The following is a 23903-nucleotide window of genomic DNA, read 5'->3' as shown; positions in this document are numbered from 1 at the left end:
TGTGGATAACCACTCGTCATCAGCGTGCGACGAGAACGCCTTCTTGAAGCTCGAGAATGCGGTCCATGCGCCGCGCAAGATCCACATTGTGGGTCGCGACGAGCGCCGCCAGACCGGTCGCATGAACCAAGGTGATGAGCTGGCCGAAGACGGCATCGGCGGTATGCGGATCGAGATTTCCGGTCGGCTCGTCGGCGAGCAGCACGGCCGGCACATTGGCCATCGCGCGGGCGATGGCGACTCGCTGTTGCTCACCTCCGGACAGTCGTGCCGGGCGATGGTCGGCGCGATCGTTGAGGCCCATCATATCCAACAGCTCCGTCGCCCGGCGCCGCGACTCGTGCTTCGGCATCCGTGCCACCAACTGAGGCAGCATGATGTTCTCCAGCGCCGAGAACTCCGGCAGCAGGTGGTGATACTGATAGACAAAACCGAGCCTCTCGCGGCGCGTCCGTGTCCGCGCGTCGTCAGACAGGGCGCCGGTGTCGTCGCCGTCAATGAGAACATCACCCGAATCGGGTTTCTCGAGCAGTCCGGCAATATGCAACAGCGTCGACTTTCCAGCCCCGGAGGGCCCGACCAGAGCCACGATCTCGCCCCGCGAGAGCTGCAGGTTCACGCCCTGCAGCACCTCCAGTCGCGACGACGCCTGCTGAAAGGTCCGAACGACATCGCGCATTTCGAGCGCGAGCGCGTCACTCATAGCGCAACGCCTCGACCGGATCGAGCCGCGCCGCGCGCCATGCCGGATAGGCGGTGGCGAGGAACGAGAGGCCAAGCCCCATGAGGACGACCGAGGCCACCTCCGTCCAGTCGATAACCGCCGGCAACCGCGACAGAAAATAAATCTCGGCGGCGAACAATTCGGTTCCGGTCAGGCTCTGCAGCGCCTGCCGAATGGATTCGATATTGGTGGCGAACGCGATCCCCAGGCCAAACCCGGTCAAGGTGCCGATGACACCGATGCTGGCGCCGCAGATGAAGAAGATGCGCAGCACCGAACCGCTCGTCGCGCCCATCGTGCGGAGGATCGCGATGTCACGACCCTTGTCTTTCACCAGCATGATCAAGCTCGATATGATATTGAACGCGGCGACCAAAATAATCAGCGTCAAGATCAGAAACATTACATTACGTTCGACCTGTAACGCATTGAAAAAACTGTAATTCAATCGCTGCCAATCGAGAACATGATTGGTGACGCCGGCGATGTCCTGGAGCGCCGGGACGGCGGTCAGGGCGAACTCCGGATTGTCGAAATAGACCTCGAGGAAGCTCACCGAATCATCTTGCCGGAAGAAGGTCTGCGCCGATTCGAGGGGCATGAAGATAAAGGTATTGTCGTATTCGAACATGCCGACGCGGAAGATCGCGACGATCGGATAGGCCGCCATGCGCGGCACTGTGCCGAACAGGGTCACGCTTCCCTCCGGCGCGACGAGGTTGACCCTGTCACCGATCTTGAGGCCGAGGTTGCGCGCCAGGCGGCCACCGACCGCGATGCCGCCGTCCTGACCGAACTCGTCGAGCGAACCCTCCACGATATTATCGGAGACGATCTCTCTCGCGCGCAGATCGCCTGGGCGTATTCCCCGAACCACCGCACCGGCGGCGCGGCGATTGGCCGTCGCCATGACCTGCCCCTCGACGATCGGCGCGATGGTTACGACGCCATCGGCGACGCGAAGCCGATCGGCGAGCGGATCGAAGTCCGCCATGGATCCGGCGATGCTGCGAACCGTGGCATGGCCGTTCAGACCGAGGATCCGGGTCAGTAATTCATCGCGGAAACCGTTCATCACCGCCATCACGATGATCAGCGTGGCGACGCCGAGCGCGATACCCAACAGCGAGAAACCGGCAATGACGGAAATGAATCCTTCGCTCCGACGCGCCCGCAGATAGCGAAACGCGACCATGCGCTCGAACGGCGTAAACAACATCTAACCGGCCAACCGCGCCAAGACGTCGTCGACCGCAAGTTCCTCGCGATCGCCGCTGCGCCGGTTCTTGAGCTCGACCACACCACTCTTGACGCCGCGCGGTCCGATGATGACCTGCCACGGCAGGCCGATCAGGTCCATATCCGCGAACTTCGCCCCGCCCCGTTCCTCGCGGTCGTCGTAGAGGACATCGACGCCGCCGGCCATCAAGCGGGCGTAAATATCCTCGCTGACGGTGTCGCAGGCCGTGTCGCCGGTACGCAGGTTGATCAAGCCAACCCGGAACGGCGCCACCGATTCCGGCCAGATGATGCCGTCATCGTCATGGCAGGCTTCGATGATGCCGCCGACCAGGCGCGAAACGCCGATCCCGTAGGAGCCCATTTCGACGGCGGTTTCCTCGCCCGCCTGGCTGGTGACCACGGCGTGCATCGGTTTCGAGTATTTGGTGCCGAAATGGAAGATATGGCCGACCTCGATACCGCGCGCCGAGACCAGGTCTTCCGCCGCAACGGGGCAGGTTTCACTGTCGTGCTTGTCGTCGGCGGCGGCGTAATGGGACGTGTAGCGTTCGACGATGGGTTCGAGATCGCCGTCGTAGTCGATCGCTTCATCGCGCAGGGACAACCCGAGCAGGTCGCGATGGCAAAACACCTCGCTTTCCCCGGTATCGGCGAGGATGACGAATTCATGGCTGAGGTCGCCACCGATCGGCCCGGTCTCCGCTCGAAGCGGAATAGGCCGCAGGTCCATCCGTTCGAAGGTGCGGAGGTAGGCAACGAACATCTTGTTGTAGGACTTTCGGGAGCTGGCATAGTCGATATCGAAGGAATAGGCATCCTTCATCAGGAATTCGCGCCCGCGCATAACGCCGAAACGCGGCCGAACCTCGTCTCGAAACTTCCACTGGATGTGGTAGAGGTTCATCGGCAAGTCCTTGTAGCTCTTTACCGATGCCCGAAAGATCTCGCTGATCTGCTCCTCGTTGGTCGGGCCATAGAGCATGTCGCGGTCATGGCGGTCACAGATGCGCAGCATTTCCTTGCCATAGTCGTCGTAGCGACCGCTCTCCCGCCACAGGTCGGCCGGCTGAATCGTCGGCATCAGCACTTCTTGGGCGCCGGTCGCGTCCTGCTCCTCGCGAACGATCCGCTCGATATTCTTGAGCACCCGAAAGCCGAGGGGCAGCCAAGAGTAAATCCCGGCGCTCGATTGGCGTATCATGCCGGCGCGCAGCATCAACCGATGCGAAACGATTTGCGCCTCGCTCGGCGTTTCCTTCAATGTCGGCATGAAAAACTTCGATAATCGCATGAGGCGCGCTATCCATTCCCGTTCAGAGCCACCGCGGCGGGCCGACTTTAGGCAATGGCCTGCGGCAAGGCAATGGCCCCAATCGTCCGTCGCTGGCGCGCGGAATCATGCCGAAATAGAGCGCCAAATCGCGCCGATTACCTGGCTATAATCCTCGCCGACGACGACGGAACAGCGGAACGGACCGGGGACCGGATAACGAACCGTGGCAAGGAAACGACGATGGTCGAAGGCTATTTCAAACTCTCCGAACATGGCACCACCGTACGGACGGAAATCATCGCCGGTGCGACCACGTTCTTGACCATGGCCTACATCAATTTTGTCAATCCGGACATCTTGTCCCATGCCGGCATGGACCGTGGTGCCGTGTTTGTCGCGACCTGCCTGGCGGCCGCGATCGGCTCGGCGATCATGGGGCTCTATGCCAACTATCCCATCGCACAGGCCCCGGGGATGGGCCTGAATGCATACTTCGCCTTCGTTATCGTCGGCTCGATGGGGTACAGCTGGCAGGTCGCCCTGACCGTGGTTTTCCTCTCGGGCCTGCTGTTCCTAATCCTCAGCATCCTCCCGGTTCGCGAATGGATCATCAATTCGATACCCCGTTCACAGAAACTGGCTATCGCCGCCGGAATCGGTCTCTTCCTCGCCATCATCGCGCTTGAGAATGCCGGGATCGTCATTGCCCATCCAGCCACTCTGGTCGGCCTCGGCGACCTGAAGAGCACCACGGTGCTGCTGGCATGCCTCGGCCTGGTCGTGATTTCAGCCCTGAGCGTTCGGCGGGTTCCCGGGGCGATCCTGATCGGCATCCTATCGATCACGATTGTCGGTATCGCGTTGGGAGAGACTCCCGCCGGCGATATCTTCGCCATGCCGCCGAGCCTGGCACCCACGTTTTTCCAATTCGACTTTGCCCACGTCCTGGAAATTGGGTTCGTTACCGCGGTCTTCGTCCTGCTGCTGTTCGATCTCTTCGATTCGGCCGGCACCTTGATCGGCGTCGCCTATCAGGGTGGGCTGCTCGATGCCGACGGCCGTCTGCCGCGCTTGAGACAAGCTTTGATTGCCGACAGCACCGCGACGGTAGCGGGATCTATTATCGGCACCTCGACCACGACCAGCTATATCGAGAGCACCGCCGGAATCCAGGCCGGCGGACGAACCGGACTTACCGCCGTAGTGGTCGCGATTCTGTTCCTGGTGGCGTTGTTTTTTGCCCCCTTGGCGGCCACCATCCCCTCCTACGCAACGGCGCCGGCCATTCTATTCGTTGCCTGCATGATGACGCGAAGCCTGGCCGATCTCGATTGGGACGATGTCTCGGAATATGTGCCGGCGGTTATCACCGCAATTTCGATGCCGCTCACTTTTTCGATATCGACCGGAATTGGGCTCGGTTTCATCAGTTACGCGGCGATCAAACTCTTGGCCGGAAAATTCACTGAAATTTCGCCGACGGTGGCCGTCCTGGCTCTAATATTCGTGGCAAAATTCGCCGTTGGTTAGTTTTTGCCTGGTGGACAAAACAGATGACCCGCTGCCCGGAATGTCATAGAATTGTCCCAATAAAGGACCAAAGCGGCGAAACCGCATGGCGACCCGATTTCGGGAGGCCGTGATCGCGTCTTGGAACCGGGATTGCTCCTGACGCGTCAGACCATCGGGTATGAAACTGGCAAGACCTTCGAACGGGGCCTTGCCCGTTTTTTTATTGGCCCCCGATTCGCATCCATGGCGGACCGAGAGCGGCGATCTTGTCGAAGACCGGGCAGGCTTCGACATGAGCCCCCGGCAGGTATCCCGTACTCATCAGGAATTCGCCGGTGATTTCGCCGCCGGTGAACTTGAAGGTCTGGCGAAACAGCTTTACCCACGCCTCTTTCGGCAACGGGTGATTGGCCTCGAGCCAGTTCGCGAACGAGCCGTGACTATCGCGGATCGCGATCAGGCGCCTCGCGTTTTCGATCGCCGCCGCGATCTTGAGCCGGTTGCGGATGATTCCGCTGTCACTGAGCAGCCGCGCCGTCTCTCGAGTTCCATAGGCGGCGACCCGGTCGATGTCGAAATTGTCGTAGGCGCGTTGAAAATCCTTTTTCTTCTTGAGCACGGTGAGCCACGACAGGCCGGCCTGGTTGATCTCCAGGATAAGGCGTTCGAATAACGCGCTGTCGTCACGGACCGGAAAGCCATACTCCTCGTCGTGGTAGGGACCGTGGAAAGGATGGTCGGGCGCGATCTCGCAGTAGTTCATGTCCGCACCATTTCGCGGAAGGACCACAGGCCGGAATCGATGATGTAATAGGCAATCGCCCAAAGCACGACGGCTACAGCGGTCGTAATCCCCGCCTTCAGCCATAGCCGCGGCTTCACGGGGGCGCTATCGGCGTGACCGATCTCGGGGTTGTCGGGCGCGCGGTTGCCCCACGGCAGTGCCATAAAGAACACGCACCACCAGATTATAACGAAGGTGACAATGGCGGAAGGCCAGCTCACTTAGACCTGCTCGAGTTCGACAAGGGTACCGCAAAAATCTTTGGGATGGAGAAAGACGACCGGTTTGCCATGAGCGCCAATCCGCGGTTCGCCGTCGCCGAGGACCCTCAACCCTCTCTCGATCAGCGCGTCGCGTGCGATCAGGATGTCGCCCACCTCATAGCAAACATGATGGATGCCACCGCTCTTATTGCGGTCGAGGAAACCGGCAATCGGAGAATCCACGCCAAGCGGACGCAGCAGCTCGATCTTGGTGTTATCGAGATCGACGAATACCGTCGTAACGCCATGGGCCGGCATATCCACCGGCTCCGAAACCGCGGCCCCGAGGGCGTCTCGATAGAGCGCGGTCGCGGCTTCGAGGTCGGGAACCGCAATGGCAACGTGATTGAGCCTTCCGATCATTTGCACCGCCTCTCCGCGAACCTTGCGTTCTTACTGTAAGTTCAAATTCGGACCAAATGAATGTCGATAACCGGGCGCTTGCCGATCTCGTCATTTATCGTCTGCCGAACAGCCCGCCGAGCGGCTTCCTCGACACGCTTGTCGCTTGTTTTCGCACCGTCCGGCAAATCCTCCACGAACTCGCGAATGGCCAGCGCGACCTCCCGGTTCAGCGCGCCGCCGCCGTCCGGCAGTCCTTGGAGGGAAACCATCGGATCATCCATCATATCGCCTGCATCATCGACGACCATGGTGACGACGACGGCACCGTTGTAAATCAATTTGTTTCGAGCGCGTGTCACCGCGGACAAATCGACGAGCACCTTGCCGTCGACGGCGAGCCGCCCGGTGGGGACTTCGCCGACGGTCTCGGCGACGCCAGGCGCGAGGCGTACGAGCGTCCCATTCTCCGCGATTACCGTCTGCCCGACCTGACATTGCCGTGCGATGCGCGCGTGCTCCAGGAGGTGACGGCCCTCGCCGTGAACCGGCACCGCGATTTTTGGTCGGATCCACTGATACATCCGAATCAATTCGTCCCTCGCCGGATGGCCGGATACGTGAACGAAGTGGTCACGCTCGGTGATGACATCGAGGCCCTTGCGTATCAGATGGTTGTGAAGCCGGCCGATGGACTTTTCGTTTCCGGGAATGATTCGCGAAGAAAAGATGACGGCATCACCCGCCTCCAGTGTGATATGCGGATGCTGGTCGGTCGCCACGCGGGTCAGTGCGGCACGGGGTTCGCCCTGGCTGCCGGTGCATGCGATCAATACCCGGTCGCGAGGCAGATGAGCGGCGTCTTCTTCACTTAGAAACGGCGGCAAATTATCGAGATAACCGTTCTCGCGCGCCGCATCGTGAATGCGCCACATCGACCGCCCGGCCAACGCCGCATGGCGGCCCGTCGCCTCGGCCACCTTGGCGATCGTCTCGACCCGCGCGACGTTGCTTGCGAAGCAGGTTATGACAACCCGCTTGTCGTATTCCGACACCAAATCGACCAAGTGACGACGGACGTCCGCCTCGGACCCCGATGTGCCGGCCCGCAGGGCATTGGTCGAATCGCCAATCAGCGCCAGCACGCCCTCTTCACCGAGGTCGCGTAGATATTGTTCGTCGGTGACCGGCCCGACCAGCGGGTCGGGATCCAGCTTCCAATCACCGGTGTGAAAGATGGTGCCCGCCGAGGTCCGAATCGCGAGGCCGTTGGGCTCGGGAATCGAATGCGTCAGAGTCACGTATTCGATGTCGAACGGGCCGACGGAAAACGAACCGCCCGCGGGCACGATCGTGATCTTCGCCGCCTCCTCCAGTCCCGTTTCCGCGAGCTTGCGGCGCAGGACCGAAGCAGTGAACGCGGTGGCGTAGATCGGGCACCTGAGTTGCGGCCAGAGATATTGGACGGCACCAATATGGTCCTCGTGGGCATGGGTCAGGATGAGCCCGACGAGATCGCCGGCACGCTCGGCGATGAAACCCGGATCGGGCATGATGACGTCGACGCCCGGGGCTTGATCGTCGCCGAAGGTGACGCCCAAATCGACCATCAGCCACTTACCTCGATGGCCGAATAGATTGAGGTTCATACCGATCTCGCCGGCCCCGCCGAGGGCGACGAAATAGAGCTCATCCGGCTTCGTCGAAATCGACGCGGTCATGCCCGACTGCTTCGCCCGTATATTTCCAACAATCCACGCATCGTCAGGTCGGGATCGAGGTGCTGGATGACCTCCGTGGCGTCGTTGAACAAGGGGGCCAGGCCACCGGTCGCAATAACGGTCAGGGCGGCGCCGTATTCCGCCTCGATCCGCGCCACGAGACCTTCGATCATGCTGACATAGCCCCAGTAAACGCCGGATTGCATCGCCGTGACGGTACCGGTTCCGATAACCTGGGGCGGGCGCTTGACGGCGACCAGCGGCAGCTTGGCCGCCGCGGCATGGAGCGCCTCCAAAGACAGGGAAATGCCGGGGCAAATGATACCGCCGAGATAGTCGCCGTCGCCATTTACGATGTCGAACGTCGTCGCCGTTCCAAAATCGATGATGACGAGCGGTGTATCGTAGGAAAGTCCGGCCCCGACCGCGTTGACCAATCGATCCGCGCCAACCTCGTCGGGTCGTCCAAGCAATACCTTAATGCCGAGATCGACGCCGTCCTCACCGACAACCAGCGGTTCGCAGTCGAAATAGCGGCGGCACAGACTGCGCAGATTGAAGGCGGTCGCCGGAACCACGTTTGCGATCACCGCCGCGTCGACGTCATTACGTTTCAGCCCATCCAGCTGCATTAGCTGGTCGAGCCAAACGGCGTATTCGTCCGCCGTCCGATCGGCATTGCTCGAGGTTCGCCATTCGCCCTTCCGCGTATCGCCGTCGTAGATCGCGAAATGGACGTTGGTGTTTCCGGAATCGATGGCGAGCAGCATGTCAATTTCCAAGCGCGAAGACGTCACCGGCGGTGACGGTCCGCCGCACATTCGACTGATCCACTATCAAGGCGCCGCTTCGATCGAGATCGGCGAAAAGACCTCGGATGGTCTCCCCACCGAGCCGTACTTCGATGGGCTCGCCGCGACCGATCGCGTGCGACAGCCATGTTTCCCGAATGGTCCGGAAGCCCAATTTCCGCCACCGGCTATACCAGTGGACGAAGGTCGGAATCCAGGCCTGAAGAAAATCTTCCGGTAGGCAGGACGTGACACCGTTGTCGGCAAGGCAGGTCGCCGGGCGATCGATGCCAACCGGCGCGCTGACCAAATTAACGCCCAGGCCCAACACCAACCAATCCACGCGGTCAGCCCCGAGTGCGGCGGATTCCAGCAAAAACCCACAAACCTTCCGGCCATCGATAAGGACATCGTTTGGCCATTTGCAGCGGACGTCGACCGCCCCATGGGTGAAGTCCACAATGACGTCCCGGGTTGCAAGGGCGGCGACAAAACCGATCTGCGCGGCCACCGCCGGCGAACAATCGGGACGAAGCACCAAGGAACTGTAAAGGTTTCCCGGTGGCGACACCCAGGCGCGTCCCTGCCGGCCGCGGCCCTTTGTCTGGTGCCGGGCGACCACCAACGTCAAATGAGGTGCGCCGTCCGCCGCCAGGCGTTTCGCCTCCTCGTTGGTGCTGTCGACCTGTTCGAGCAGCACCGGAGTGCAATAGGACGGGAGATCGAACTGGCCGCTCATTCCGCGCCGGACCGAAATTGGGGTCAGCCAGTGAAAAGCGACGCAGCCGCGGCCGCCGCCGTATCGAGCACCGGGGTCGGCCACAAGAAAAAGAACATGATGATCAGCCCGGTGACCGCGATGACCGAACGTAATTCCTGGCTGATCGGCAGGTCGAAGGGCTCGGCGGCATCGTCGAAATACATAAGCTTGACGATGCGGAGATAGTAGAATGCGCCCACCACACTGGTCAGCACGCCGATGACGGCGAGCGCATAGAGGCCGGCCTCGATGGCCGCGAGGAAGACATAAAGCTTGCCGAAGAACCCGGCGAGCGGCGGAATTCCGGCCAGCGAGAACATGAAAACCGCGAGCGCGAGGGCAATGCCCGGATTGGTCTTTGACAAGCCTGCAAGATCCGCAATCTGTTCGACCATGCGGCCTTGCCGACGCATGGTCAGAATACAGGCGAAGGTGCCGATCGTGGTGACCAGGTAAATGGTCATGTAGATCAGGACGCCCCGAATCCCGATCTCGGTTCCGGCGGCGAGACCGATTAGCGCATAACCGACGTTGCCGATCGAGCTGTAGGCCATCAGCCGCTTGATATTGCGCTGGTTGATCGCGGCAAAAGCGCCCAACGCCATCGACAAGATTGCGATCAGCACGATGATCTGCTGCCATTGGACGACGAGGTCGCCAAACGGCCCGATCATGACACGCATCAAGAGCGCAATCGCCGCCACCTTCGGAGCCGCAGCAAAAAAGGCCGTCACCGGGGTCGGCGCGCCCTCGTACACGTCCGGTGTCCACATATGAAATGGCACCGCGGAAACCTTGAAGGCCAGACCCGCGATAACAAAAGTCAGGCCGACGATTAGGCCGACGGATGGCGATTCGTGCCCGAATATTTCGGCGAGGGCCGCAAAACTCGTCGTTCCGGTGAACCCGTAGACAAGGGATGCGCCATACAGCAGGAGACCCGAAGACAAGGCGCCGAGGACGAAATACTTAAGCCCAGCCTCGCTCGAACGGATGGTATCCCGTCGAAATGCGGCGACGACGTAGAGCGACAAGCTCTGCAGCTCAAGGCCCAAATAGAGAGCGATCAGATCGTTCGCCGAAATCATCATCATCATGCCAAGCGCGGCGAACAGAAACAGTATCGGGTACTCGAAACGATCGATGCGTTCGCGTTGATTGAAGTCGCTCGACAGAATAAGGGCGAGCACGGTGCCGAGCAGCGCCAGAACCTTCATAAAGGCGGCAAAGTCGTCGACGACAAACATGCCGGCGAACGTCGTCGTCGGCGTGCCGTGGCGAGTCGCGACAACGGCGAGCGTGGTCGCCAACAAAACGGCGATGGTAAACCACGACACCATGCGAGTGCCGTCGCCGCGCGTAAACACGCCCATCATCAACAGCACCATGCCGGCCGCGGCGAGAAATATTTCGGGCAACGCCGGCAGAAGGTCAGGAAACGTGGACATCGCCTATTGCCCCGCCACGATCATTGCCTGGCTCGCCGCCAAGGCGGTCTCGTAATTCTGGATCAAATGCACGACGGAGGTGTGGATCATGTCGAGGAACGATGATGGATAGATACCCATCCACAGCATTACCACCACCAGTGGCGCGAAGACCGCGATTTCACGCGGGCTGAGATCGGTGAAATCCTTGATGTCGTCCTTCGTCATGGTGCCGAAGATGACACGCCGGTAGAGATAGAGCATGTAGGCCGCGCCGAGGATGATCCCCAGCCCGGCCAGCACGGCGACCCAGGTGTTGACCTGAAACACGCCGACGATGACGAGAAACTCGCCGACGAAGCCGCTGGTCCCGGGCAGGCCGACCGAGGCCAGCATGAAAGCCATGAAAATGAAAGCATAGACCGGCATCCGGTGGACCAAGCCATCGAAGCGGTCGATGACGTGGGTGTGGAGCCGGTCGTAAACCACGCCGACTACGAGGAACAATGCCGCCGAGACCACGCCATGGCTCAACATTTGGACGATCGCGCCTTCGACCGCAGGCTGATTGAGCGCGAAGATGCCGATCGTCACGATACCCATATGGGCAACCGACGAATAGGCGATCAATTTTTTCATGTCGGTCTGCACCAACGCGACCAGCGAGGTATAGATGATGGCGACCACGCTGAGCGTGAAGATCAGCGGCGTGAAATATTCCGTGGCGTCAGGAAACATCGGTACCGAAAACCTGAGAAAACCGTATCCCCCCATCTTCAGCAGCACGCCGGCCAGGATAACCGACCCCGCCGTCGGCGCCTGGACATGGGCATCGGGCAGCCAGGTATGAACCGGCCACATCGGCACCTTCACGGCAAAGGAAGCGAAGAACGCTAACCAAAGCCAGATCTGGACCTGTCGCGAGAAGCCGTGTTCCATGATCGTCGGTATGTCGGTGGTGCCGACCGAGAAATAGATCGCCAGCATCGCCAGCAGCATCAGCACCGACCCGGTCAGCGTGAAAAGAAAGAACTTGAACGCCGAGTAAACGCGGTCCTCGCCGCCCCAGATGCCGATGATGAGAAACATCGGGATGAGAACGCCCTCGAAGAACATGTAGAAGGTGATCAGGTCGAGGGCGCAGAACATGCCGACCATCAAGGTCTCGAGGACCAGGAAAGCGACCATGTATTCGCGAACACGGTAGGTGATGCACTCCCACGCCGAAAGAACGCAGATCGGGGTCAGGAAGGTCGATAGCAAGACGAAGAACATCGAAATGCCGTCGATCCCCATGTGGTAGGAGATATTGAACTCGGGCAGCCAATCGGCGCGCTCCTCGAATTGAAAGGCGGCCGTCGTCGGATCGAACAGCGCCCATAGCATCAACGACAAGGCGAAGGTTATGCCTGACGTCCACAGCGCGACCCAGCGCGCGTTGCGCGCCACGACCTCCTCTTCGCCGCGGACGAAGAGAATGAACAATGCCCCGATCAAGGGGAGGAAGGTGACGACGGTGAGGATGGGAAAGGTTTCCATTGCCTAGCCCGCCTGCTGGAACAGATACCAGGACAACAGGAACACCACGCCGATCAGCATGGCGAAGGCGTAGTGGTAGACATAACCGGACTGCAGCCGGCCAGCCCGGCGTGCCAGGCTAAGGGTCGTCGCGGCCAAGCCATCGGGGCCCAACCCGTTGATCAATGTGCCGTCGCCGGTGCGCCACAGGCCGTTGCCGAGGAAAAACGCCTGGCGCGTGAAAATGGCGTCATAGAGCTCGTCGAAATACCACTTCTTGAACAAGAACATATGCAGCCGCGGCATCCAGGAAACCGCGAGTCCCGGAAGCTGCTTCCAAGACATGTAGGCGATATAAGCGAGGATAATGCCGGCGACACCGACGACCAACGGCAGCAACTTCACCCACAACGGCGCATGATGTGCGGCCTCCATGGCATGGTTCTGCGGCAGGATCAGGATCGATTCGCGCCAGAACGCCTCGAAATCCGCACCGACGAACGTGTCATAGCCGAGGATCCCGCCGAAAGTCGCGCCGATCGACAGAAATGCCAGTGGTCCCAACATCGACAGCGGCGATTCGTGGACATGGTCCCAGGTCTTTTGGTCCATCCGCGGCGCGCCATGGAAGGTCAGGAAGATCAATCGGAAGGAATAGAGGGCGGTGAGCGCAGCGGCGGCAACGCCAAGCCAGAACGCCATGTCGCCGACATAGGTGTGGGCGCCCCACGCCGATTCGATAATCATGTCCTTGGAGTAGTAGCCGGCGAAAATCGGTATTCCGGAAAGCGCCAGGCTGCCGATGATCATCATGGCGTAGGTGTAGGGAATCTTGCGCCACAGGCCGCCCATCTTGCGCATATCCTGCTCGTCGCCCATGGCGTGGATAACCGAGCCCGAGCACAGGAACAGCAGCGCCTTGAAGAAGGCATGGGTAGCCAGATGGAAGATCGCCGCCGGGAATGCCGAAACGCCGGCGGCAAAGAACATGTAGCCCAACTGGCTGCATGTCGAATACGCGATCACGCGCTTGATGTCGTATTGGGTGATGCCAATGGTCGCGGCGAAGAAACAGGTGACGCCGCCGACGATGGTCACGACCATCAACGCATCGGGCGCATATTCGAAAACCGGTGACAGGCGGCAGACCATAAATACGCCCGCGGTGACCATCGTCGCCGCGTGGATCAGCGCCGAAACCGGTGTCGGGCCCTCCATGGCGTCCGGCAGCCAGGTATGGAGCAGGAATTGCGCCGATTTGCCCATCGCGCCGATGAACAGGAGCAGGCAGACGATGGTGAGGGCATCCCATTCGATGCCGATGAAGCTCATTGTCGTTCCCGCCACGCTGGGCGCGGCGGCGAAAATCGTCGCGTAGTCGACGCTGTCGAACAGCAGGAAGAGGCCGCAAATACCCATCAGGAAGCCGAGATCGCCGATACGGTTGACGACAAAGGCCTTGATCGCGGCGGCATTGGCGGCGGGGCGTTCATACCAGAACCCGATCAGCAGATAGGAGCAAAGACCGACGCCTTCCCAGCCGAAGAACAGCTGCACTAGGTTGTCGGCGGTCACCAGCATCAACATGAAGAACGTGAAGAAGCTCAAATAGGCGAAGAACCGCGGCTTGTGCGGGTCATGACCCATATAGCCGATCGAATAGACGTGAATCGCCGTCGACACGACCGACACCACGCCGCACATGACGGCGGTCAGCGTGTCGTAGTGGATGGCCCAGCTGAATTCGAGTGATCCCGAATCGATCCAGGTAAACAGAACGACGTGGGTCTCGTGCCCGTCGATCGCCACCGTAAAGAAGAGGATGACGGCAAAGATGGCGGATACGCACATCATCCCGACGGTCACCGCCATCGCCGCGGTGTCCTTGATCCAACGCCCGAACAGCCCGGCGATTATCGCGCCGAGCAAAGGCGGGAATACGACAAGGACTTCCATGGCGGTCTATCCGTTCATCATGTTGATGTCCTCGACCGCGATCGAGCCGCGATTGCGGAAGTAGACGACCAAAATAGCCAAACCGATGGCCGCTTCGGCGGCGGCAACGGTCAACACGAAAACGGCGAATATCTGGCCGACCAGGTCTTGCAGCGTGGCCGAAAAAGCGACCAGATTGATGTTGACGGCGAGCAGCATCAATTCGATCGACATCAGAATTACGATGACGTTCTTGCGATTGATGAAGATCCCGAAAACGCCGATCGTGAAGATAATCGCCGCGACGGTGAGGTAATGACCCAATCCGATTTCCATCCGCCTACACCCCGCTACCGGTGGGCACTTTCTTGATCTCCACCGAATCCTCGCGCCGGCGGCGAATCTGGCTGGCGATGCGTTGCCGTCGTACGTCGGGGCGATGCCGGAGGGTCAACACGATGGCGCCGATCATCGCGACCAGCAGAACCAAGCCGGCCGCCTGAAACAGATAGACATACTTCGTGTAGAGGAGCTGGCCGAGCGCCCGCGTGTTGCTGACCGCCTCCGCGGGCGGGACCGGATCGGCCAGAATGGCCTTGGTTTCAGGCGCAAGCACCCACCCGGCGCCGACGAGAATGAGCTCGACGACGAGGATCAGCGCCAGCACGGCACCGACCGGCAAATACTGCTGAAAGCCTTGGCGTAGCTCGACGAAATTGATGTCCAGCATCATGACGACGAACATGAACAACACGGCTACGGCGCCGACATAGACGACGACCAGGATCATCGCCAGGAACTCCGCCCCCAGCAGGACGAATAGAGCCGCGCCATTGAAGAAAGCTAGGATCAGGAACAGCACCGAGTGCACGGGATTGCGGGCGGAGACCACCATGACCGCCGACGCGATGGCGATGGCGGAAAACAAATAAAACGCGAAGGCCTGGATGATCACGCGACCCTCCGCCCGTGCCGATGCGTTATGCCCACCTTGATCCCCTTCCCCTTATCGATTTCGTTCAGCGGTACGGTGCGTCGAGTGCCAAGTTGGAGGCGATCTCCGATTCCCAGCGGTCGCCGTTGTCGAGAAGCTTTTGCTTGTCATACATCAGCTCCTCCCGGGTCTCGGCTGCAAACTCGAAATTCGGTCCCTCGACGATGGCATCGACCGGGCAGGCCTCCTCGCAGAAGCCGCAATAGATGCATTTCGTCATGTCGATGTCGTAGCGGGTGGTCCGTCGGCTGCCGTCCGCCCGCGGTTCCGCTTCGATCGTGATCGCTTGGGCCGGACACACCGCCTCGCAGAGTTTGCAGGCAATGCAACGTTCCTCCCCATTGGGATACCGGCGCAATGCATGTTCGCCCCGGAACCTCGGGCTCAGGGGGCCTTTTTCGTAAGGATAGTTGATCGTCACCTTGGGCTTGAAGAAATACTTGAGGGTCAAGCTCATGCCCGACAACAACTCTCCTAGCAAGACGGTGCGTGCCCCGCGGTCCAACATTGCTATGTCCTCTCTCCGCTAAGAGCCGGCCTTTGTCTGAGATCGGCCGCCGCCCGTCCTCGATATGACGCCTCATTTACCATCATCGTGCGCCTACCTCACCGGAACCCAGCCGGTGACCATCAATACGCCGGCAACGACCACCACCGCCGCCAGGGAAATCGGCAGAAACACCTTCCAGCCAAGCCGCATCAGCTGATCGTAGCGATACCGTGGAAACGTCGCCCGCACCCAAAGAAAGACAAACAAGACAGCGGCAATTTTTAGGGCAAACCAAATTGGGCCGGGAATCCAGGTCAACGGCTCGATCTCGATCGGCGCCAACCAACCGCCGAGGAACAGAACTGTGGTTATGCCGCTCATCAAAATCATATTGGCATATTCGCCGAGGAAGAAGAGCGCGAACGGGAACGCCGAATATTCCACGTTGTATCCGGCGACGAGTTCGGCCTCGGCTTCCGGAAGGTCGAACGGTGCGCGGTTGGTTTCGGCCAGTGCGGAGACGAAGAAGATGACGAACATGGGGAGCAACGGCAGCCAATGCCAGCGCCAAAATCCGCCCTCCTGCGACATGACGATTTCACTTAGATTCAACGATCCCGCAACCAGCAGCACGGTGATCATTACGAACCCGATCGAAACCTCGTAGGAAACCATCTGGGCGGCCGACCGCAGCGCGCCGATGAAAGGGTACTTCGAATTGCTGGCCCACCCCGCCATGATGATTCCGTAGACGCCGAGAGAAGAAATCGCGAACAGATACAAGATGCCAACGTTGATGTCGGCGAGCACGAGACCGGCATCGAAGGGAATTACCGCCCAAGCCACCAGGCTGAGGCTGAACGTCACGATCGGCGCCAGGATGAATACCACGCGGTTTGCGCTGCTCGGAACGATCGTCTCCTTGAGCAGCAGCTTGAAGCCGTCGGCAAACGGTTGCAGCAGGCCGAATGGCCCAACCACATTGGGGCCTTTTCGCAATTGCATGGCGGCAATGACCTTGCGCTCGGCATAGGTCAAATAGGCAACGCTAATGATGATCGGCACGACGATCAAAATGATGTAGAGCACGATCAGCGCCGTTGGCCAGATATAGGTATCGAGGAAACTACCCATCGGTGCCGGTCCTCACATCGGGTCCGATGCCCAGCTCCGCGGCGCACTGAGCCATGGTTTCCGAAGCCCGGCTGACCGGGCAGGTCATATAGAAATTTCGAATAGGAAGCTGGAACGGTGTTGAAGCATCCATGGCGGCGGGTCCGGTCAACGAGCCGCCAACTTCTTCGTTGTCGCGCATGCCGAATAGCGTTCCGTCCTGGTCGAACATCAAGGCGCGCAATTGGTCGAGATTGTCAAAGGGCAATTTGTGCCCCAAGGGCTCCGACAAGGCGCGGATGATGGTCCAGTCCTCGCGTGCATCCCCGGGCGGGAAAACGGCGATTTCGGTCATCTGCAAGCGGCCTTCGGTGTTGACGTAGGTTGCCGACTTTTCCGTGTAGGCCGCGCCAGGAAGAATAACATCGGCGCGATGGGCACCAGCGTCACCGTGATGACCCTGATAGATCACGAATGCCTCGCCGAGCGCATTCATGTCGATTTCGTCAGCACCCAGTAAGTAGACCGCGCCGATCTCGCCGGCACCCGCGCCGGCAAGGATACCCGACACGTCACGGCCGCCTGTTCGAGGTAAGAAACCGATATCTAGACCGCCGACGCGGGCCGCTGCGGTATGGAGAACATTGAACCCGTTCCATCCGTCGATCGCCACGCCATACTTTTCTGCGATTTGCGTTGCGGTCGCATAGACGGCAGCGCCGTCGGCCCGCGCAAGCGCGCCCTGGCCAAGGATCAGCATCGGTCGTTCCGCGCTTTCGAGAATCCGGGCAAAATCGGCCGTTCCGTCCAGCACGGCGAGCAGGGTCTCCGGACCGGCGCCCAGCTTCAGAACCGGGAAGGTGTGGTCGATATCGGGTCCAATCGAAGCGGTGCCAAACCCGCCCATCAACCACCGCTTACGCAAGCGGGCCTCGATGATTGGGGCTTCGTGCCGGGGATCCGCCGCTACCATCAAGCAGGCATCGGCCTGCTCGATACCGGCGATCGTCGTATTGAAAATATAGTTCTCGCGGCGCGACGGATCGAACCACGCCCCATCCTGACGGCAATCGAGGTGCGGCGAGCCAAGCACGGCCATGAGATCCTTCAATGCGTACATCGCCTCAACATCAGCCTGATCGCCGGCGATTGCCGCCACGCGGTCGCCCGGTATCTCCTTGAGGCGGGTCGCGATGACGGTGAACGCTTCGGTCCACGACGCCTCTTGCAGCTTACCCTCGCGCCTCACGTAGGGGCGATCGAGACGTTGGCGCAATAGGCCATCGCAGGCGAAGCGCGTCTTGTCTGAAATCCATTCCTCGTTGATGTCTTCGTTCAGACGCGGAAGAACACGCATCACCGCCCCGCCCCGCGAGTCGACGCGGATATTGCTGCCAACCGCGTCCATGACATCGATCGATTCGGTCTTGGTCAATTCCCACGACCGGGCGCTAAAGGCATAGGGCTTCGAGGTCAATGCCCCAACCGGGCAAAGGTCGATCACGTTGCCCGACATTTCGGACGTCATCGTCTTTTCGAGGTATGTGGTGATCTCCATATGCTCACCACGATTGACCGCGCCCAATTCCGGCACACCCGCGACCTCGGTGGCAAACCGGATACAGCGGGTGCAGTGAATACACCGGGTCATGATCGTCTTGATCAACGGCCCCATGTACTTGTCCTTCACCGCGCGCTTGTTCTCGTGATAACGGGTGCGATCGCCGCCATAGGCCATCGCCTGATCCTGCAGGTCGCATTCTCCGCCCTGGTCGCAGATCGGACAATCGAGCGGGTGGTTGATGAGCAGGAACTCCATCACCCCCTGGCGTGCCTTTCGCGCCACGGCGGAGTTGGTACGGATCACCATGCCCTCGCCTGCCGGCATCGCGCACGAAGCGATGGGCTTTGGCGACTTCTCCATCTCGACCAGGCACATTCGGCAATTGCCCGCGATCGACAGGCGCTCGTGATAGCAAAAGCGAGGAATTTCCACGCCCGCGATCTCACAGGCCTGCAGCACGGTCAGCCCGCGCTCGACATCGATTTCCTTGTCGTCGATGGTCAGCTTCACCATGGCCGTCCCCTCACGCCGCCGCTTGGCCGGTCGTTTGGCGTTCGACGATACGGCGTTCCAATTCAGGCCTAAAATGCCTGATCAGGCCTTGTATAGGCCACGCCGCCGCGTCGCCCAAGGCGCAGATCGTATGGCCTTCGACCTGGTAGGTCACCTCGAGCAGCATATCGATTTCGCCGACTTCGGCCTCGCCGCGCACCAACCGTTCCATAACGCGCCACATCCATCCCGTGCCCTCCCGGCAGGGCGTGCATTGGCCGCAGCTTTCATGCATGTAGAATTTGGAAAGGCGCGCGATGGCCTTGACGATATCGGTCGACTTGTCCATCACCATTACGGCCGCCGTGCCGAGCCCTGACTTGACCTCCCGCAAGGCGTCGAAATCCATCAGCACCGTATCGCAAATCGATTTCGGCAGAAGCGGTACGGACGATCCCCCCGGTATGATGGCGAGCAGATTATCCCAACCGCCGCGTACGCCGCCGGCATGCTTCTCGATCAGCTCGCGCAGTGGGATGCTCATCGATTCTTCAACATTGCACGGCTCGTTGACGTGGCCGGAAATGCAATAGAGTTTGGTTCCGTGGTTGTTTTCGCGGCCAAATCCCGTGAACCACGAAGCGCCGCGTCGCAATATCGTTGGCGCGACGGCAATGGTCTCGACATTGTTGACCGTCGTTGGACAACCGTAGGCACCAGCATTGGCGGGGAACGGCGGTTTTAACCGCGGCTGTCCCTTCTTTCCTTCGAGACTTTCGAGCAGGGCGGTTTCTTCACCACAGATGTAGGCGCCGGCCCCGCGATGCACATAAAGGTCGAAATCCCAGCCGCTCTCGCAGGCGTTACGGCCGACCAGCCCGGCCTCGTAGGCCTCCGCAATCGCCTTTTCCAAAGCGACCGCCTCGTCGTAGAACTCTCCGCGAATATAGATATACCCGGTATGGGCGCCCATGCAGAAGCCGGCTATCAGGCACCCTTCGACCAGTTTATGGGGATCGTGGCGCATGACATCCCGATCCTTGCAGGTCCCAGGTTCCGACTCGTCGGCATTTACCACCAGATAATGCGGCCGGCCGTCACTCTCCTTGGGCATGAATGACCACTTCAATCCCGTGGGGAAACCTGCGCCGCCCCGTCCTCGCAGACCGGAACTCTTCATCTCCTCGATGATGGCGTCGCGCCCGCGGCCCAGGATCTCCTTCGTTCCGTCCCAATCGCCGCGACGGCGCGCACCGGCAAGGCCTGGATCGTGGATACCGTAGAGATTGGTGAAAATCCGATCGGCGTCGCGCAGCATCAACTTTCTCCCATCTGCTCAATATCAATCAGGACCTTGGGTCCCGATTGCGGCGCCGATGTCTGACGACCCGATTGCGATCCGATAGGCGGCTGTTCGCCACGGCGGAGAGCATCCAGAACCGCAATCGTCTTTTCGCGGTCCAGGTCCTCATAATAATGGTCGCCGATTTGCATCATGGGTGAATTCACGCAAGCCCCGAGACACTCCTGTTCAAGCAACGTGAACGTGCCGTCATCGGTGGTTTCCCCCACTTCGATACCGAGATTCTCTCGGCATGCGTCAAGAACCTCTTCGCTGCCGCGCAACCAGCACGGAGTCGTCGTGCAGACCCACACAACATGAGTGCCGACCGGCTTGTCGAAATACATGACATAAAAACTGACGACCTCATAGACGCGGATGATCGGCATGCCGAGATAGTCGGCAACGTATTCGATGGCCGCTTTCGACAACCAGCCGTTCTGCTGTCGCTGCGCGAGATCGAGCAACGGCATGACCGCGCTGGCCTGGCGGCCATCGGGATATTTCGCGATATACGCGTCCGCCTTGGCCAGGTTTTCCGGCGTAAAGGCGAAGCTTTCCGGCTCCACTGCCCAATCGGCGGTCATCTGTCGACCTCCCCGAAGACGATGTCCATGGAGCCGAGAATGGCGACCGAATCGGCCAGCATGTATCCCTTGCAGCAAAAATCCATCGCCTGAAGATGCGCAAAACCGGGCGCCCGGATCTTGCATCGATAGGGCCGGTTAGTGCCGTCCGATACAAGATAGACGCCGAACTCGCCTTTCGGCGCCTCGACCGCCGTATAGGTCTCGCCCGGTGGCACGTGGAAGCCTTCGGTAAACAGCTTGAAATGATGGATCAACGCTTCCATCGAGCGTTTCATTTCACCCCGCTTCGGCGGCGCGACCTTCTGATCGTCGGCGACGTGCCGACCGTCCGGCATTTGCGCGCAACATTGCTCGATGATGCGCAGGCTCTGCCGCATCTCCTCGATACGTACCAAGTAGCGGTCGTAGCAATCCCCGTTTTTGCCGACTGGGATATCGAAATCCATCCGATCGTAGACGTCGTACGGCTGAGCCTTGCGCAAGTCCCACGCGACGCCGGAACCCCGCAGCATGGGGCCCGTGAAACCCCAATCGATGGCGTCCTCGGCCGATACGATCCCGATATCGACCGTCCGCTGCTTGAAAATGCGGTTCTCGGTCAGCAGGCCTTCCATGTCGTCGATAATCTTGCCGAAACGGCCGGCCCATTCCAACACATCGTCGAGCATTCCGGCAGGGATATCCTGGTGGACTCCACCAACTCGGAAATAAGCCGAATGAAAGCGAGCGCCACTCGCGCGCTCGTAGAACTCCATCAAATGCTCGCGCTCTTCGAAAGCCCACAGCATCGGCGTCATGGCGCCGACGTCAAGGGCGAACGCCGGGACGTTCAAGAGATGGTTGAGAATGCGTGTGATTTCACAAAACAGAACCCGTATGTACTGGGCGCGTTCCGGCACTTCGAGGCCGAGCAACTTCTCGGCGGCGAGCACGAAGGCATGTTCCAACGACATTGGTGAGACATAATCCAGGCGATCGAAATACGGTATGGCCTGCAAATATGTCTTGTGCTCGATCAGCTTCTCGGTGCCGCGGTGAAGGAAGCCGACGTGCGGGTCGACACGCTCGACGACTTCGCCGTCGAGTTCCATGACCATGCGCAGAACTCCGTGCGCCGCAGGATGCTGCGGGCCGAAATTCAGGGTGTAGTTTCGGATCGCGACTTCGGCCATTAGGACGTTTTTTCCTCAGCCTTCTCGTCGCCCGGCAAAGACGGGGTCATGCCTTCCCAGGGACTGAGGAAATCGAAAGTCCGAAACTCCTGGACCAATTTGACCGGTTCGTAGACGACGCGCTTCTGTTCGGTATCGTAGCGCGGCTCGACATAGCCGGTCAGCGGAAAGTCCTTGCGCAAGGGGTGCCCCTGGAAGCCGTAGTCGGTCAAGATACGGCGAAGATCGGGATGGTCCTCGAAGAACACACCATAGAGGTCCCAAATCTCGCGCTCGAACCAGTTCGCCACACTGAACACGCCGCTGACCGTCGGGACAGGGCTATCTTCAGCGCACGATACCTTGACCCGGCAACGCTGGTTATGGTTGAGGCTCAACAAGTTATAGACGACCTCAAACCGTTCTGCCCGGTCCGGATAATCGACGCCGCATACATCGACCAGCAGCTTGAACGAGCATGTGCTGTCATCGCGCAGGAATTGGAGCACTCGCGCGATCCCTTCGCGGCGGGCCCGAATGATCAGTTCGCCGTTGCCGTCTTCCACCGCGGTAACGTCGCGCCCCAAAGATCCGCGGACGTGCTCGCCAAGTTCGATCAGCGCCTGTTCCATATGCGTCCTTGCTCTCGGTTGCCTACCGGCTTAGCGAGCCGGTGCGCCGAATCTTTTTCTGCAGTTGCAAAAACCCATAGAGCAGAGCTTCGGCGGTCGGCGGGCAACCAGGTACATAGATATCTACCGGAACGATTCGGTCGCAGCCGCGCGTGACCGAGTAGGAATAATGATAGTAACCGCCACCATTGGCGCACGACCCCATTGAGATCACATAGCGGGGCTCGGCCATCTGGTCATAGACCTTGCGCAGTGCGGGTGCCATTTTGTTGCATAAGGTGCCCGCGACGATCATGACATCGGACTGGCGCGGGCTCGGTCGAAATACGATGCCGAACCGGTCCAGATCATAGCGGCTACACGCGCTATGCATCATCTCGACCGCGCAGCAGGCGAGACCGAAAGTCATCGGCCACATCGACCCCGTTCGGCACCAATTGATCACGTTGTCCAATTGGGCGACGATAAAGCCTTTCTCCTGCAACTCCTCCGTAACTGATTTGAGAACGCGGTCCTGCTCCGCGCCGGGCGGCAAGGGGCCGCCTTGTTTGAACTCGGCCTCTACTCCCATTCCAGCGCCCCCTTTCGCCACTCGTAGACGAATCCGACTGTCAGGATGGCGAGAAACAGAACCATCGACCAGAATCCAAAATATCCGATCTCGCCAAGGGTAATCGCCCACGGGAACAGGAACGCAACCTCGAGATCGAAAATAATGAACAGGATCGCAACCAGGTAGAACCGGACATCGAATTGGCCGCGGGCGTCATCGAACGGTTCGAACCCACACTCGTATGCGGACAATTTCTCCGAATCCGGGTTCTGCCGGGCAATGATATAGGATGCGAGCAACAGGACAGCGGACAGCCCGACCGCGATGCCAATAAAAATCAAAATCGGCAGGTATTCCAACAATAAGGAATCCACGTGGCGCGTCCTCTCCCTTTGCCCCAGCCAGCGCTCCTATATTGCGCTGCACGAACGCCGGGAAGTCCAGCGAAATAGGCGCTCCGAGGGTAATCCCTTATAGAACGTCAGGGGGAGGTTGGAAACCCCGTTTCCGAGCGCCGCGACGTAGAAGAACCCACGTCTGCGCCAAGATGGCTTATACCAAGTCTCTGTGAGTGGGACTCATATAGGGGCTTTCCGGAACGGTGTTTTTCTGATTCAAGATGGCAAACGGATGGAGGTTTGCCATGGGTTCTCCGGTTTCACTTCGAGACGATTTTGGTGCGGCCGGACT

The 23903-nt window shown here is 59.9% G+C and carries 24 protein-coding genes; 1 reads left to right on the top strand and 23 read right to left on the bottom strand.

Annotation, left to right across the window (positions count from 1 at the left end; genetic code table 11):
- Positions 1-19 precede the first annotated feature (19 nt).
- The 3 genes from GY791_10245 to GY791_10235 are packed head-to-tail and all read right to left on the bottom strand — an operon-like array spanning position 20 to position 3257.
- Positions 20-703, bottom strand: coding sequence for an ABC transporter ATP-binding protein (locus tag GY791_10245; GenBank protein ID MCP4328800.1), 684 nt, complete (start codon positions 701-703; stop codon positions 20-22).
- Entirely contained in the window at positions 696-1943 is a 1248-nt protein-coding gene (locus tag GY791_10240) for a lipoprotein-releasing ABC transporter permease subunit (protein ID MCP4328799.1), read from the bottom strand. The genes GY791_10245 and GY791_10240 overlap by 8 nt, the downstream gene beginning before the upstream one ends.
- Complete coding sequence (locus GY791_10235) at positions 1944-3257, bottom strand: proline--tRNA ligase (GenBank protein MCP4328798.1); 1314 nt, start codon at positions 3255-3257, stop codon at positions 1944-1946.
- Positions 3258-3479: 222 nt separating this feature from the next.
- On the opposite strand from GY791_10235, the gene GY791_10230 reads away from it, so the two are divergent.
- The gene (locus tag GY791_10230; GenBank protein MCP4328797.1) at positions 3480-4769 is read left to right on the top strand and encodes an NCS2 family permease; all 1290 of its coding nucleotides are present in this window, start codon (positions 3480-3482) and stop codon (positions 4767-4769) included.
- A gap of 202 nt (positions 4770-4971) precedes the next feature.
- Here the strand turns inward: GY791_10230 and GY791_10225 are convergent, their stop codons facing one another.
- The 20 genes from GY791_10225 to GY791_10130 all read right to left on the bottom strand — a co-directional run bounded on the left by GY791_10225 (position 4972) and on the right by GY791_10130 (position 23587).
- Positions 4972-5514 (bottom strand): DNA-3-methyladenine glycosylase I, encoded by a 543-nt coding sequence (locus GY791_10225; protein MCP4328796.1) that lies wholly within the window; start codon positions 5512-5514, stop codon positions 4972-4974.
- Positions 5511-5756 carry a DUF1467 family protein gene (locus GY791_10220; protein ID MCP4328795.1) on the bottom strand — a complete coding sequence of 82 codons (246 nt, stop codon included), beginning with the start codon at positions 5754-5756 and terminating at the stop codon, positions 5511-5513. Before GY791_10220 ends, GY791_10225 begins: the two co-directional genes overlap by 4 nt.
- Positions 5757-6161 carry a methylmalonyl-CoA epimerase gene (gene mce / locus GY791_10215; protein ID MCP4328794.1) on the bottom strand — a complete coding sequence of 135 codons (405 nt, stop codon included), beginning with the start codon at positions 6159-6161 and terminating at the stop codon, positions 5757-5759.
- Between the two features lie 41 nt (positions 6162-6202).
- Positions 6203-7861, bottom strand: a complete 1659-nt coding sequence (locus tag GY791_10210; GenBank protein ID MCP4328793.1) for a ribonuclease J — start codon at positions 7859-7861, stop codon at positions 6203-6205.
- Complete coding sequence (locus GY791_10205; protein MCP4328792.1) at positions 7858-8631, bottom strand: type III pantothenate kinase; 774 nt, start codon at positions 8629-8631, stop codon at positions 7858-7860. The genes GY791_10210 and GY791_10205 overlap by 4 nt, the downstream gene beginning before the upstream one ends.
- Before the next feature lies 1 nt (position 8632).
- Positions 8633-9391 carry a biotin--[acetyl-CoA-carboxylase] ligase gene (locus GY791_10200; GenBank protein ID MCP4328791.1) on the bottom strand — a complete coding sequence of 253 codons (759 nt, stop codon included), beginning with the start codon at positions 9389-9391 and terminating at the stop codon, positions 8633-8635.
- Between the two features lie 23 nt (positions 9392-9414).
- A complete protein-coding gene (gene nuoN, locus GY791_10195) occupies positions 9415-10860 on the bottom strand; it encodes an NADH-quinone oxidoreductase subunit NuoN (GenBank protein MCP4328790.1) in 1446 nt (481 codons plus the stop codon).
- Positions 10861-10863: 3 nt separating this feature from the next.
- The gene (locus tag GY791_10190) at positions 10864-12378 is read right to left on the bottom strand and encodes an NADH-quinone oxidoreductase subunit M (protein MCP4328789.1); all 1515 of its coding nucleotides are present in this window, start codon (positions 12376-12378) and stop codon (positions 10864-10866) included.
- Between the two features lie 3 nt (positions 12379-12381).
- Positions 12382-14313, bottom strand: a complete 1932-nt coding sequence (gene nuoL / locus GY791_10185) for an NADH-quinone oxidoreductase subunit L (GenBank protein MCP4328788.1) — start codon at positions 14311-14313, stop codon at positions 12382-12384.
- Positions 14314-14319: 6 nt separating this feature from the next.
- Positions 14320-14628, bottom strand: coding sequence for an NADH-quinone oxidoreductase subunit NuoK (gene nuoK / locus GY791_10180; GenBank protein ID MCP4328787.1), 309 nt, complete (start codon positions 14626-14628; stop codon positions 14320-14322).
- 4 nt (positions 14629-14632) lie between these two features.
- Positions 14633-15247, bottom strand: coding sequence for an NADH-quinone oxidoreductase subunit J (locus GY791_10175; protein MCP4328786.1), 615 nt, complete (start codon positions 15245-15247; stop codon positions 14633-14635).
- Between the two features lie 64 nt (positions 15248-15311).
- A complete protein-coding gene (gene nuoI, locus GY791_10170; GenBank protein MCP4328785.1) occupies positions 15312-15800 on the bottom strand; it encodes an NADH-quinone oxidoreductase subunit NuoI in 489 nt (162 codons plus the stop codon).
- Between the two features lie 87 nt (positions 15801-15887).
- The gene (gene nuoH, locus GY791_10165) at positions 15888-16910 is read right to left on the bottom strand and encodes an NADH-quinone oxidoreductase subunit NuoH (protein MCP4328784.1); all 1023 of its coding nucleotides are present in this window, start codon (positions 16908-16910) and stop codon (positions 15888-15890) included.
- Positions 16903-18966 carry an NADH-quinone oxidoreductase subunit G gene (locus tag GY791_10160; GenBank protein MCP4328783.1) on the bottom strand — a complete coding sequence of 688 codons (2064 nt, stop codon included), beginning with the start codon at positions 18964-18966 and terminating at the stop codon, positions 16903-16905. The genes nuoH and GY791_10160 overlap by 8 nt, the downstream gene beginning before the upstream one ends.
- A 10-nt stretch (positions 18967-18976) precedes the next feature.
- The gene (nuoF, locus tag GY791_10155) at positions 18977-20263 is read right to left on the bottom strand and encodes an NADH-quinone oxidoreductase subunit NuoF (GenBank protein MCP4328782.1); all 1287 of its coding nucleotides are present in this window, start codon (positions 20261-20263) and stop codon (positions 18977-18979) included.
- Complete coding sequence (gene nuoE, locus GY791_10150; protein MCP4328781.1) at positions 20263-20874, bottom strand: NADH-quinone oxidoreductase subunit NuoE; 612 nt, start codon at positions 20872-20874, stop codon at positions 20263-20265. The genes nuoF and nuoE overlap by 1 nt, the downstream gene beginning before the upstream one ends.
- A complete protein-coding gene (locus GY791_10145; GenBank protein MCP4328780.1) occupies positions 20871-22049 on the bottom strand; it encodes an NADH-quinone oxidoreductase subunit D in 1179 nt (392 codons plus the stop codon). Before GY791_10145 ends, nuoE begins: the two co-directional genes overlap by 4 nt.
- The gene (locus tag GY791_10140; GenBank protein ID MCP4328779.1) at positions 22049-22660 is read right to left on the bottom strand and encodes an NADH-quinone oxidoreductase subunit C; all 612 of its coding nucleotides are present in this window, start codon (positions 22658-22660) and stop codon (positions 22049-22051) included. Before GY791_10140 ends, GY791_10145 begins: the two co-directional genes overlap by 1 nt.
- A gap of 22 nt (positions 22661-22682) precedes the next feature.
- The gene (locus GY791_10135) at positions 22683-23231 is read right to left on the bottom strand and encodes an NADH-quinone oxidoreductase subunit B (GenBank protein MCP4328778.1); all 549 of its coding nucleotides are present in this window, start codon (positions 23229-23231) and stop codon (positions 22683-22685) included.
- On the bottom strand, positions 23222-23587 hold the full coding sequence (locus tag GY791_10130) for an NADH-quinone oxidoreductase subunit A (GenBank protein MCP4328777.1): 366 nt from the start codon (positions 23585-23587) through the stop codon (positions 23222-23224). Before GY791_10130 ends, GY791_10135 begins: the two co-directional genes overlap by 10 nt.
- Between the last annotated feature and the right edge of the window lie 316 nt (positions 23588-23903).

The organism is Alphaproteobacteria bacterium (assembly GCA_024244705.1).
Lineage (GTDB): Bacteria > Pseudomonadota > Alphaproteobacteria > JAAEOK01 > JAAEOK01 > JAAEOK01.
The sequence above is the reverse complement of the archived record's forward strand: the minus strand, read 5'-3'. Positions and strand labels throughout refer to the sequence as shown.